A 12,389-nucleotide genomic window follows, 5' to 3' on the forward strand; every position below is an offset into this window, starting at 1 on the left:
CGTGGGTCCCCGCCCCGCTCGCCGAAGCCCCGCTCACCGAAGCGGCGCTCGCCCGTGGGGCGGTCGCCGGTGGGCCGGTCGTCGTGGCGGCGGTCGCCGCCGGGCCGGTCGCCGTAGCGACGTTCCCCACCGGCGCGCTCGTCGAACCGACGCGGGCCGGCCGTCCGGTCGCCGAAGCGCCGCTCGCCGGTGGGCCGGTCACTGGTCGGCCGGTCGCCGTAGCGCCGCTCGCCGGTGGGCCGGTCACTGGTCGGCCGGTCGCCGTAGCGCCGCCCGCCGGTGGGCCGGTCACCGGTCGGCCGGTCGCCGTAGCGCCGCGCGCCGGTGGGCCGGTCACTGGTCGGCCGGTCGCCGTAGCGCCGCTCGCCGGTGGGCCGGTCACTGGTCGGCCGGTCGCCGTAGCGCCGCTCGCCGGTCGGCCGGTCGCCGTAGCGGCGGTCGCCACCGGAGCGGTCGTCGAACCGGCGCTCGCCGAAGCCCCGGTCGCCCTGGTCGTCGTGGCGGCGCTCGCCCGTCGGGCGGTCACCGAACCGGCGGTCCCCGCCGACGCGCTGTTCCCGATCGCCGTACCGCCGCTCGCCGAAGCCGCGTTCGCCGGTGGGCCGGTCGCTGTAGCGGCGCTCGCTGGTCGGCCGGTCGCCGTAGCCGCGTTCGCCGGTGGGCCGGTCGCTGGTCGGTCGGTCGCCGTAGCGGCGCTCGCCGAAGCTGCGTTCGCCGGTGGGCCGCTCGCCGTAGCGGCGCTCGCCCCGGCCGTCCCGGTCGCCGTAGCGGCGCTCGCCCCGCTCCTCGAACCGGCGCGGACCGGCCGGACGGTCGCCGTGCCGGCGCGGGGCGGGCGGCTCGTCGCGGACCGGCACGCCGCTGGGCTCCTGGGCGCCGGTCAGCTCGGCCAGGGCCGGGTCGCCGGCCCGGACCCGGGTCTCCGCCGGCTCGACGCCGGCCTTCTGCAACATGGCGAGGGTGGTCCGACGCTGCTTGGGCAGCACCAGCGTGGCCACCGCACCCGACTCGCCGGCCCGGGCGGTACGCCCCGCCCGGTGCAGGTAGTCCTTCGGGTCCTTCGGCGGGTCCACGTGCAGCACCAGGGAGACGCCGTCCACGTGGATGCCCCGGGCGGCGACGTCCGTGGCGACCAGCACGCTCATCCGGCCCTCGCGGAACTCGGCCAGGGTCTTGGTGCGCATCCGCTGCGTCTTGCCCCCGTGCAGCCCACCGGCCCGTACGCCGACGGCGGCGAGCTGCTCGACGAGCCGGTCCACCCCGAGCTGGGTGCGGGCGAAGAGCATCGTCCGGCCGGACCGGGCGGCGATGGACGCCGCCACGGCGAACTTGTCGTGCGGCGGGATCAGCAGCAGGTGGTGGTCCATGGTGGACACGGCGGCGGTGGCCGGGGCGGTCGAGTGGGTGACCGGGTCGGTCATGAACCGCTTGACCAGCGAGTCCACGTCACCGTCCAGGGTGGCGGAGAAGAGCAGCCGCTGGCTGCCGGCCGGCGTCTTGGCCAGCAGCTCGGTGACCTCCGGCAGGAAGCCCATGTCGGCCATCTGGTCGGCCTCGTCGAGCACGGTCACCTCGACGTCGTCGAGGTGGCAGACGCCCCGGTTGATCAGGTCGCCCAGCCGGCCGGGGGTGGCCACGACGATCTCCACGCCCCGCCGGAGCGCGTCGATCTGCCGGTCGTACGGCACGCCGCCGACGGCGGTCTTCAGGAAGATCCCGACCGCCTTGCCGAGCGGCACGAGCGCGTCGTTGACCTGCATGGCCAGCTCCCGGGTGGGCACCAGCACCAGGGCCCGGGGGTGCAGCGGGCGGGCCCGGTTGCGCTTGGCGAGCCGGGCGATCACCGGCAGGCCGAAGGCGAGGGTCTTGCCGGAGCCGGTCTGGCCCCGACCGAGGACGTCGCGCCCGGCGAGGGCGTCGGGCACGGTGGCCCGCTGGATCGGGAACGGCGTGGTGATGCCCAGCCGGTCGAGCGCCTGGACCAGCGACTCGGGCAGGCCGAGCGCGCCGAAGTCCACGGCGACGTCGGACTCGGCGTCGGGTTCGCCGGCGTCGGCCTCGGCCTCGGCGGGTTCGTCGGCGGCGGCGTCGAGCCCCGCGTCGTCAACGACGGCGGTTTCGAGCGCCGCGTTGTCGTCGACGGTGCCGCGGGGGGCGGTCCCGGCGACGTCGGCGGAGCCGGTCTCGGCGGCGGGGGCGTCGGTCGGGTCGTTCGCCTCGGCCGTGGTGTCGAGGACGGACGGGAACGTGCTGGGGTCAGCAAACGTGGTCAAGAAATGCCTTTCGAGCGGGGCGCATCTTCGCGATGGCCTGCCGCAGCTGAACGCCGCCGGATCGCCCGCAAGATCGCCCATGGGCGCGCCTCACGCGCGCCGGGTCAAGGATCACGACAAGTGTACGGCGACAAGGCAAACCCGCCACCGTGCCACGAGACCGTAGTGGGCGGGCTCACCATCCCCGGCCCGCTCAGCCGCCCTCCGGTCCGCCTCGGTGGCCTGTGCGGTCCGCTCAGGCGTCCCGCCGGCCTGCTCAGCTGTTGAGGAGGCCGCCGACCAGCCCGTCCATCGCGTCGCCGGCCAGCAGCACGACGAGCACGCCGATCGCGACGAGCAGCCCGAGCGACGCCACCAGGACGATCAGCACCTTGGCGGTGCTGGACCGAGCGGTCGGGGTGTCCGTCCAGCCCTGGGCCAGGATGTGCCCGGTCAGCGAGCCGGAATTGTCCAGTTGGCTGCCGGTGGGCAGCGCGACCGTGGCGAAGCCCGGCCCGTCGGTGCCGTACGCGGTGCTGGCGAGGTCGGCCGTCCCCGGTTCCGGGCGGGCGGTGGGGCTGCCGACGGTGGCCCGGCCGCCGGGGGCCCCGCCCGGGGGCGCGGGAGGCCCGTCCGGGGGCGCCACCGGCCAGGCGGTGGTCGGGGCCGCGCCGTACAGGCCGGACGCCGGCCGACCTGCGGCCGGCGGCCCCGATGCGGGAGCACCCGACGCCGGGACGCCCGATGCGGGAGCTGCCGAGGCGGGGACGCCCGAGACCGGGGCGGCCGGTGCCGGCGTCCTTGCCACGCCGGTGGCGGCGGGCGTGCCGTCGCGCTGGGTGGCCGGGTTGGTCGGCGGCGGCCAGACCGGGAGCGCCGGGGCCGGCACGACAGGGGACTGCGCGGCGGGCGGTGACGCCGGCTCCGTCGGGAACGGCGGTGCGGCGTGGCCCGCCGGCCAGCCCGCGGGGGCCCCGGACGACGGCGGAGCTGACGACGGCGCGGAGCCGGCCGGGCTGGCCGGTGGCCAGGCCGGGGTGGCCGGCGCGGTCAGCGGCGGTGGCGGGAACGGCGGTGCCGGCATCGGGCCGGGCGGCGGCGGGGACGGCGGCACGGCCGGGCCGGGCGGGGGGACCGGCGGGCCCGGCACGGGCGGCACCGGCCCGGGCGTAGGCACGGGACCGGGCGTCGGCGGCGGCACGGCCGGGCCGGGCGGCGGGACCGGGGCGGGCGGGTACGGCCCGGGGGCCGGCGGCGTCGGCTCGGGGACCGGCGGGTTCGGCGACGGCGGTGGGGGACCCGGCACGGGCGGCGTGGGCGGGTTCGGCCCCGGAACGGGCGTGGGTGCCGGGGCGGGCTCCGGCTCCGGTGGCGAGGGCGGCCCGGCCGGCTTCGGGGGCTCGGCCGGCTCCGGGGGCCGGGCGGGCTCGGGCGGCTCGGGGCTCACCGGGGCCGACCGGTAGACCTTGGCGCTGCCGGGCTTCGCCGCGCCGGCCGCCTCCGCCCCGACGGCGCCTGCCGCCTCGTCGGCGGAGACCCGGTTCAGGCCGGGCACCGAGACGCTGGCCCGGGCGGACCCGCTGCCGCCGGCCCGCTGGCTCGGCACGCCAGCGCCGGTCCGGGCGCTGCCCGGGGCGGGTGCCACGCCGACGCCGGCGTCCGGTGTGACACGGGCGTCCGGCGTGACGCCGCCGCCTTCGGCACCCGGTGTCGGCCCGGTGGCGGCGCCCCCGGTCGTCCCGCCGGGCGGCGTCGAAGGCCGTCCCGGGACGGAATCGAGCGCCGGGGCACCCGCGCGGTACGTAGTGCCGCTGCTGCCCGCGACCGGCAACGCGGAGCTGTCGGGCGGGACGGTCACGCCGGAGACGCTCACCCGGGCCCGCGCTGTCGCGGCGGGCACCGTCGCCCGTCCGGCCGACCCGGGCTGCGACCCGTCGGCCGGCGCGGTGCCGACCGGGGTGCGTGTGGAGCCGGCCGGGCCACCGCCCGGGGCGGGTGTGGATCCGGGGTCAAGCCGGGATCCGGGGTCGGTCGTTCCCGCCGGAACCTCTTGCTCGCCCATGGTCGTCCTCCGTGCCCACGCTCGCCTCCGGGCCCGAGGCGTCGGGCCGAAAGTGTATGGGTGTCACGGTGCCACATTCCCGCCCGGCAGCACAGCCGGAGTGGACGGATGCGCTCAGTCCGCCGTGCTCGTCGAGGGGTCCGGTGCGGCGCTGTCGCTCGGTGCCAGGCTGCTGGCCTGGGCGGTTGGCGCGGGCGACGGGGACGGGGTGTCCGACGGGCTCGGCGTCGGAGTCGGCGTCGGCGTCGGGCTCGCCGTCGTCGGCTTCGGCGACGGGGTCGTGGGCTTCGGCGACGGGGTGGTCGGCTTCGGCGTCGGAGAATTCGTCGGCTTGGGGGTGCTGGTGGGCTTCGGCGTGGTCGGAGCCGGGGTGGGCGTGGGCGTCGGGGCGGGCACCGCGCCGACCACGCGGGTCGCGGCGTAGAGCCGGGACCAACCCACCGTGCTGATCTTCACCGTCTGGCCCGTGGTGGGGGACTGCACCATCTTGCCGTTGCCGATGTACATCGCGACGTGGTGGATCGTCGTCCAGCTGCTGCCGGAGGCGAAGAACAGCAGGTCGCCGGGGAGCAGCGCGCTGCGGCTCACCGTGCGGCTCCGGGTCGCGTAGTACTGGTCGCGGGAGACCCGGGGCAGCTGGTTGTAGCCGGCCGACCGGTAGGCGGCCCACATCAGCCCGGAGCAGTCGAAGGCGTCCGGGCCCTCGGCGGCCCAGACGTACGGGTCGCCGAGCTGGGCCAGGGCGTAGCGGACGGCGGCCAGCGCGGTCGGGCTCGCGGTGAGGCCGTTGCTGCTCTGCCCGTCGACGTAGCCCGCGCCGAGCTGCTGCTCGAGGGCCTCCTGCTGGCGCTCCAGCTCGATAATCTGCGCGGCGTTGTCCTTACGCAGCTTGAGCAGCTTCTTCTCCTGCTCGTGGAGCGACTTCTCCACGGCGGCGTACTGGTCCCGGACCGAACGCACCCGGGTGTCGGCGGCGAGCCACGCCTGGTAGGCGACCTGTTCGGCGGCGCGGGCGCGGGTCAGCTCGCCGGCCGCGGCGGTCGTCGCCCCCTCCGCCTCCTCGCCCCGGGTGATCTGCTGGAGCATGTTGAGCCCGTGCAGGTCCTCGGCGAACTCGCCGGGCGGCAGCGCGGCGGCGGCCTTGAGCGCGCCGGCCGCGGCGGCGTCGGCGCCCTCCTGGGCGCGGGCCAGGGCGTCGCGGGCCGCCTTCAGGTCCCGGTCGGCGGCGGCGAGCTGGGCCTCGGCGTCGGTGCGGGTCTGCCGCAGCCCGAGCAGTTGGTCGCCGAGGAGGCCCACCTGGGCCTCGGCGGCCGCGATGGCGGCGGCGAGCGGGCCGGTGCCGAGCGGCGTCACCGGCGCGCCGGCACCGGGGACGGCGGGGCCGTTCAGGCCGGGCACCGGGAGCCCGCCGACGGCGACGGGGCGGGAGCCGGTGTCGGGTACGACGTTGGGCAGCGGCGGTTCGGCGTATGCGGGGGTGGCGAGCGCGGCCGTGGCCACGGCGCTGAGCAGGGCGGACCACAGCGCTGGCCGGAGCACCGGCGAGAACAGGGGCGCCCTCCGTCGCTGCCGTCGCTGTCGTCGCGTGCTCTGCACCATTCCGCTCCCCGTCCGGCGTGGGTGGGCGCCGCGCTCGGGTGGCGCGACGGCGGGGGCGGCCCCGAATGTGGCGCGCCCCACCCTGTCTTACCGCACCCGGGCAGTGATGTCGATGGCGTAACAGGTTACGAGCGGCTGAGAGTCCGGTGAGGTACGTCGCTGGGGTCGACCGCATCGGCGGTGGGTCGACGACCCGACGTAGGCTCGACGGGACCGCAGGTGGAAGGGACGTGGCTTTCGATGGACGCCGGACTCAAGCGCGAGCTCGAAGAGAAGGTGTACGCGGGCGAACGGTTGACCCGTTCCGACGGGATCGCCCTCTACGACAGCGACGACCTGACCTGGCTGGGCCGCCTGGCGCACCACCGGCGCACGGAGCTCAACGGCGACCGGGTGATGTTCAACGTCAACCGGCACCTCAACCTGACCAACGTGTGCAGCGCCTCCTGCGCGTACTGCTCGTTCCAGCGCAAGCCGGGCGAGAAGGACGCGTACACGATGCGCATCGACGAAGCGGTCCGCAAGGCCAAGGAGATGGAGGACGAGCAGCTCACCGAGCTGCACATCGTCAACGGCCTGCACCCGACGCTGCCCTGGCGCTACTACCCGAAGGTGCTGCGCGAGCTGAAGGCGGCGCTGCCGAAGGTCAACCTGAAGGCGTTCACCGCGACCGAGGTGCAGTGGTTCGAGAAGATCAGCGGCCTGAGCGCCGACGAGATCCTCGACGAGCTGATGGACGCGGGCCTGGAGTCGCTGACGGGCGGCGGCGCGGAGATCTTCGACTGGGAGGTCCGCCAGCACATCGTCGACCACGCCTGCCACTGGGAGGACTGGTCGCGGATCCACCGGCTGGCGCACTCGAAGGGCATGAAGACCCCGTCGACGATGCTCTACGGCCACATCGAGGAGCCCCGGCACCGGGTCGACCACGTGCTGCGGCTGCGCGAGCTGCAGGACGAGACGGGCGGCTTCCAGGTCTTCATCCCGCTGCGCTACCAGCACGACTTCGTCGACTCGGCGGACGGCAAGATCCGCAACCGGATCCAGGCGCAGACCACGATGGCCTCGCCGGCCGAGTCGCTGAAGACGTTCGCGGTCTCCCGGCTGCTGTTCGACAACGTCCCGCACGTGAAGTGCTTCTGGGTGATGCACGGCCTGTCGGTGGCCCAGCTCTCGCTGAACTTCGGCGTGGACGACCTGGACGGCTCGGTCGTGGAATACAAGATCACCCACGACGCCGACTCGTACGGCACCCCGAACACCATGCACCGCGACGACCTGCTGCACCTGATCTGGGACGCGGGCTTCCGCCCGGTCGAGCGCAACACCCGCTACGAGATCGTCCGCGAGTACGACGCGCCGCCGTCGCTGGCGGAGCGCCGGTCCGAGCCGCAGCAGGTGTGGGCCTGAGCAGCCCGTACCCTCGTAAATCATGAGCGAGTCGAGTCGGCAGGGTCAGGGCGGGTTCCCCCGGCGGGACGTTGAGGGGCGGATCGTCGCCCTCGGCGACCTGCTGGGCATCAGCCTCGCCGGTCTGGTGATCGGCCTGCTCGCCCTGCTGCTGTTCGACTGGGGCTTCGCCACGGTGGGCGCGGGCGACTTCGGCCGGGCCAACGGCTGGCTGGCGATCATCCTGCCGGCCTGGCTCTACTGGGAGGACTTCCGGGCCTGGGAGTTCGGCGCGGCCCGCGTGGTGGCCGCGCTGGTGGCGGCCGGGCTGGCCGTGGTCGGTGGCCTGGTGGTGGCCGGGCTGGCCGACGGGCTGCCGCCGCTGCTGGGCGGCGGGCTCGGCGCGGCGGCCTTCACCGTGGTCTACGCGGTGGTCTGGTTTACCGGGGTCCACTGGCTGGCCCGCCGGACGGGCTGAACCCCGCCCGGCGGGGACAGCCGGGGCGAACCCTACGGCCGGCCCCGCCGGCGGAGAACGGAGTGCGACGTGAGCGCGGCGGTCAAGTACACGCTGGGCCGGATCGGGCTGTTCGTGGTGGTCATGGCGGCGCTGTGGCCGGTCGACCTGAACGTCTTCCTGAAGCTCATGCTGGCGTTGGCGTTCTCCGCCGCGCTCTCGTTCTTCCTGCTGCGAAGCTGGCGGGACGAGATGGCCGGGGAGATGGCCGGGGCCGCCGAGCGCCGCCGGGCCGAGAAGGAGCGGCTGCGCTCCGCCCTGGCCGGCGACGACGAGCAGCCCGGCGACAAGAGCTGACGACGAGCAGCCCGGCAACGAGCGGTAGCGGCCCCGGCCGCGCCGGTCACCAGTTGGTCGAGCCCGGGACCACCGGCCACGGCTGGTCCGTCGGCTTGATCAGGTACGCGATGCCGCCCGAGCCGCTGGCCACCTTCCCGTCGGCGCGGTAGCGCTTGGTGCGCAGCCAGATCTGCTCGAACTGCTCCCGCTGGTAGACGTTGCGCACCTCCGCGTTCGACGACGACGCCGGGTCGTTGACGATCACGTCGCCGTCGGCGGTGAAGCCGACGACCACGAAGAGGTGCCCGGAGGTGCCGTAGTTCGACCCGTCCAGCTCGGTGTCGAGGAAGGACTGCGAGGTGATCACCGGGATGCCGGCGGCGACGAAGCGTTCCAGCTCGTCGAGCGAGTGCAGCCGGGTCACCCGGGCGTCGATGTCGGGGAAGCTCGCGGCGTACGCGGTGTTGAACGGCCAGTTGCCCGCGCCCTCGTACTCGTAGTCCCAGGTCATCCGGGCGGCGTGGGCGACCTGCGGGTCGGTGTAGCCGGGGGTGACCCAGGCCAGGTCCTCGGCCGACGGACCCCGGCCGTAGTACTCCAGCACCATCGTGGTCGACGTCGGGCTGCACCAGACCTGCCCGCCGCCGCCCCACTCGGGGTAGTTGCCCTTGTGGATCATCTGGGAGCGGGCGGGGACGGGCAGTTCCTTCCCCCAGGCGATCCCGCCCCGGCTCGGGGTGACGGTGAACCGGTCCGGCACGTTCGAGCTCATCGCGCCGAGCATCCGGACCCGGGGCGAGGCCGTCTGGCCGGGCTTGCGGTAGAGGCTGAGCCGCAGCTGGTACGACCGCAGCAGCACCCCGGCGTCGGCGTCGTCGATGGCGAAGGTGTCCGTCCACACGCTCGACCACGGGTCGCCCTGACCGTCGAGGGTGGACCGTTTGACGTCGGCGTCGCCGGAGGCCCACCGGCCCATGACGTACCAGGGGGTGCGGTCGCCGGTGTTGTACGTGCCCTGGAGTTCGACCTGGAGCCAGGTGCCCGCCGGGGTGTCGGCGTTCCACGAGGCGACCAGTTCGGTGGCGTCGAAGCCGATCCGGGTGGCCGGCGAGGTCCAGGTGGCGTACTCCCAGGTGCTGGTGGTGCCGGTGTGCTCGTCGGTGAACTCGGTCGTCCCGGCGGGTCGGCCGATGGTGATCCCGGCGCGGTGGCCGGGGACCGCCCGGGTGCCCCGGTGCGTGCCGGTACGCCAGTCGGGGTGGCGGGACCACTCCTGGAACGTGATCTGCTCGTCGTGCTCGACGGGCGGGCGGTGGCCGCCGGCGTGGGCGGGGACGGCCGTGCCGGCGAGGGCGAGTGTGGCGACGCCGGTGAGCGCGATCGCGCGTAGGGCAATGCTGGCCATGGGATCTCCGCGGGGTGAGGCGGGTCGGGGCATGCTTGCCGGTCACTATCCCGCCCGTCGGGAAGTTTCGCCAGATGTTCCCGCCAGGAAAATCCTTGCCGGCATGAGGATGCGGTCGGGATGGATCACATAGTGAAAGATATTGATCTGACCATGTGACAAGTGGTGAAGTGTTGACCACGAGACGGGATCTCCCCGTACCCCCAGGAGGTTGTCCATGGCCTTCCGCACCCCGACCCGCCTGCGTCGCGCACTGGTGCTCGCCACCGCCGCCGGCCTGGGCCTCACCGTCGCCACCGGGCCGGTCTCCGCGCGCCCCGCCCCGGAGCCCGCCGCCGAGCCGGCCGCCGCCGAATACGACGTGCTCGGCGTACGCACCCTGGCCGCCCGCACCGCCATCGCCCGCACCGGCGCCGCCGTCGACGCCGCCGAGCACGGCATCCTGCACGTCACGGCGACCGACGCCGAGGCGGCGGCGATCAGGCGGCTCGGCTACCAGGTGGAGAAGCAGGCCCCCGTCCACGCAGGCGGCGTCGGCACGACCGGCTTCCCGTCGGCCGACTCCAACTACCACGACTACGCCGAGCTGACCGCCGTGGTGAACAAGGTGGTCGCCGACCACCCGACCCTCGCCCGCAAGATCAGCATCGGCAAGTCGTACGAGGGCCGCGACCTGATGGCCGTCAAGATCTCCGACAACGTGGCCACCGACGAGGCCGAGCCGGAGATCCTGTTCAACTCGCAGCAGCACGCCCGCGAGCACCTGACCGTCGAGATGGCGATCTACCTGCTCAACCTGTTCACCGACAGCTACGGCAGCGACTCCCGGGTCACCAACATCGTCAACACCCGGGAGATCTGGATCGTCCCCACCGTCAACCCCGACGGCAGCGAGTACGACATCGCCACCGGCTCCTACCGGTCCTGGCGCAAGAACCGCCAGCCCAACAGCGGCGCGTCGGCGGTCGGCACCGACCTGAACCGCAACTGGGGCTACAACTGGGGCTGCTGCGGCGGGTCCTCCGGGCTGCCGTCGTCGTCGACCTACCGGGGACCGTCCGCCTTCTCCGCCCCCGAGACGAAGGCGCTGCGTGACTTCGTCAACAGCCGGGTCGTCGGCGGTGTCCAGCAGATCAAGGCCAACATCGACTGGCACACGTACTCGCAGCTCGTGCTCTGGCCCTTCGGCTACACGACGGCGAACACCACCACCGGCATGACGGCGGACCAGTACAACACCTTCGCCACCCTCGGTCAGCAGATGGCGGCCACCAACGGCTACACCCCCGAGCAGTCCAGCGACCTCTACATCACCGATGGCGACAGCCTCGACTGGATGTGGGCGACGCACGGCATCTGGGCGTACACCTTCGAGATGTACCCCGGCTCGTCCGGTGCCGGCGGCGGCTTCTACCCGCCCGACGAGGTCATCCCGGCCCAGACCTCGCGCAACAAGGAGGCGGTGCTGCTGCTCTCCGAGTACGCCGACTGCCCCTACCGGGTGATCGGCAAGCAGGCCCAGTACTGCGCCTGACCCGCCCGTGGTGCGGGGTCCCGTCCGGGCCCCGCACCCGTGTCGGTGTCGTCACGCCGGGTCATAGTCCCTAGATCAACGAGGTGTCGCCGGGGCGTGCGCTACGGTGGCACCGACCAAACCGCAGCGAAGCCGGTGCGAATCCGGCGCTGTCCCGCAACTGTGATGCCCCACCCGCGGCGTCCGGCCCCCGGCCGCCGTCGACCAGGCGTCGGCCGGCCGGCCGACGCCGACGTGTGTGGGGCGAGCCAGGTCGCCTGCGGCACGGTCGCGACACGCGCTCTCGAGGAAGGGCGCCTCGCGGACGGGCACCCCACCAGGCTCCTGTCGGCGAAGCACCACGCTCCTCGACCGACAGGAGGTCCAGTGTTCCGACGTACCCCCCGGCTCTTCGCCGCGACCCTCGCGGTGGCCGCGCTCGCGCTCGGCGCGTGCGCCGAGAAGAGCCCCGACGACGCCCCCACCCCCGGTGGCACCTCGGCCACCGCCGCCTTCCCGGTCACCGTCGGCAATCTCACGCTCGACAGGCGACCCGAGAAGATCGTCTCGCTCTCGCCGACCGCGACCGAGATGCTCTTCGCCATCGGCGCCGGCAAGCAGGTCGCCGCCGTCGACGACCAGTCCAACTACCCGCCGGACGCGCCGAAGAGCGACCTGTCCGGCTTCCAGCCGAACGCCGAGGCCATCGCCGGCAAGAGCCCCGACCTGGTGGTGCTCTCCAACGACACCAACAAGATCGTCGAGCAGCTCACCACCCTGAAGATCCCGGTGCTGCTCACCCCGGCGGCGACCACCCTGGAGGACACCTACCGGCAGCTCATCGAGCTCGGCACGCTGACCGGCCACCCGGACGAGGCCGCCGACGTCAACAACCGGATCAAGGACGACATCGCCAAGCTCACCAAGGACCTGCCGCAGCGGTCGGCGAAGCTGACCTACTACCACGAGCTGGGCCCGGAGCTGTACAGCGCGACCAGCAAGACGTTCATCGGCTCGATCTACGCCCTCGCCGGCCTGGAGAACATCGCCGACGCCTCCGACGCCGACGGTAAGAACGGCGGGTACCCGCAGCTCTCCCAGGAGATCATCGTCAAGGCGAACCCCGACTTCGTCTTCCTGGCCGACACCAAGTGCTGCAAGCAGAGCCCGGAGACGGTCAAGGCGCGCAGCGGCTGGGCCGGCGTCACCGCCGTCAAGAACAACCAGGTCGTCGCGCTCGACGACGACATCGCCTCCCGCTGGGGCCCCCGGGTCGTCGACCTGCTCCGGGCCGTCGTCGACGCCGTCGCCAAGGTGCCGGCGTGACCCTCGCCGCATGGCGTGCCGCGCGCGGTGCGGAGTGCGCTGCGCGC

8 protein-coding genes and 2 pseudogenes are annotated in these 12,389 nt (G+C 74.1%); 6 read left to right on the plus strand and 4 right to left on the minus strand.

Annotated elements, in window-relative coordinates; genetic code table 11:
• Positions 1-209: 209 nt before the first annotated feature.
• Both TK50_RS03230 and TK50_RS34690 read right to left on the minus strand, forming a co-directional pair.
• A pseudogene (locus TK50_RS03230) lies at positions 210-2,354 on the minus strand (DEAD/DEAH box helicase); the annotation flags it as partial.
• Positions 2,355-2,529: 175 nt separating this feature from the next.
• Entirely contained in the window at positions 2,530-2,898 is a 369-nt protein-coding gene (locus TK50_RS34690) for a hypothetical protein (protein ID WP_082106145.1), read from the minus strand.
• A gap of 178 nt (positions 2,899-3,076) precedes the next feature.
• Here TK50_RS34690 and TK50_RS34695 point away from each other — a divergent pair, with 178 nt between their 5' ends.
• A complete protein-coding gene (locus TK50_RS34695; RefSeq protein WP_241774037.1) occupies positions 3,077-3,715 on the plus strand; it encodes a hypothetical protein in 639 nt (212 codons plus the stop codon).
• A gap of 713 nt (positions 3,716-4,428) precedes the next feature.
• On the opposite strand, the gene TK50_RS03245 is transcribed toward TK50_RS34695, so the two are convergent.
• Positions 4,429-5,913: a C40 family peptidase gene (locus TK50_RS03245; protein WP_043961359.1), complete on the minus strand. Its 1,485-nt coding sequence runs from the start codon at positions 5,911-5,913 to the stop codon at positions 4,429-4,431.
• Between the two features lie 240 nt (positions 5,914-6,153).
• Here TK50_RS03245 and mqnE point away from each other — a divergent pair, with 240 nt between their 5' ends.
• The 3 genes from mqnE (at position 6,154) to TK50_RS03260 (ending at position 8,116) form a co-directional block, all read left to right on the plus strand.
• A complete protein-coding gene (gene mqnE / locus TK50_RS03250; protein ID WP_043961360.1) occupies positions 6,154-7,323 on the plus strand; it encodes an aminofutalosine synthase MqnE in 1,170 nt (389 codons plus the stop codon).
• A 22-nt stretch (positions 7,324-7,345) separates the two neighbouring features.
• A complete protein-coding gene (locus tag TK50_RS03255; RefSeq protein WP_043961362.1) occupies positions 7,346-7,780 on the plus strand; it encodes a hypothetical protein in 435 nt (144 codons plus the stop codon).
• A gap of 69 nt (positions 7,781-7,849) precedes the next feature.
• Positions 7,850-8,116: a DUF4229 domain-containing protein gene (locus TK50_RS03260; RefSeq protein WP_043961364.1), complete on the plus strand. Its 267-nt coding sequence runs from the start codon at positions 7,850-7,852 to the stop codon at positions 8,114-8,116.
• 46 nt (positions 8,117-8,162) lie between these two features.
• Here the strand turns inward: TK50_RS03260 and TK50_RS03265 are convergent, their stop codons facing one another.
• A complete protein-coding gene (locus tag TK50_RS03265; protein WP_043961365.1) occupies positions 8,163-9,503 on the minus strand; it encodes a peptidase C39 family protein in 1,341 nt (446 codons plus the stop codon).
• Positions 9,504-9,720: 217 nt separating this feature from the next.
• Between TK50_RS03265 and TK50_RS03270 the strand changes: the two are divergent.
• Both TK50_RS03270 and TK50_RS03275 read left to right on the plus strand, forming a co-directional pair.
• Positions 9,721-11,031 (plus strand): annotated as a pseudogene (locus TK50_RS03270) (M14 family metallopeptidase); the annotation flags it as partial.
• Between the two features lie 372 nt (positions 11,032-11,403).
• On the plus strand, positions 11,404-12,342 hold the full coding sequence (locus TK50_RS03275; protein WP_043961369.1) for an ABC transporter substrate-binding protein: 939 nt from the start codon (positions 11,404-11,406) through the stop codon (positions 12,340-12,342).
• The last annotated feature ends 47 nt before the right edge of the window (positions 12,343-12,389 follow it).

This window comes from Micromonospora haikouensis (assembly GCF_000876225.1).
GTDB classification, from domain to species: Bacteria; Actinomycetota; Actinomycetes; order Mycobacteriales; family Micromonosporaceae; genus Micromonospora; species Micromonospora haikouensis.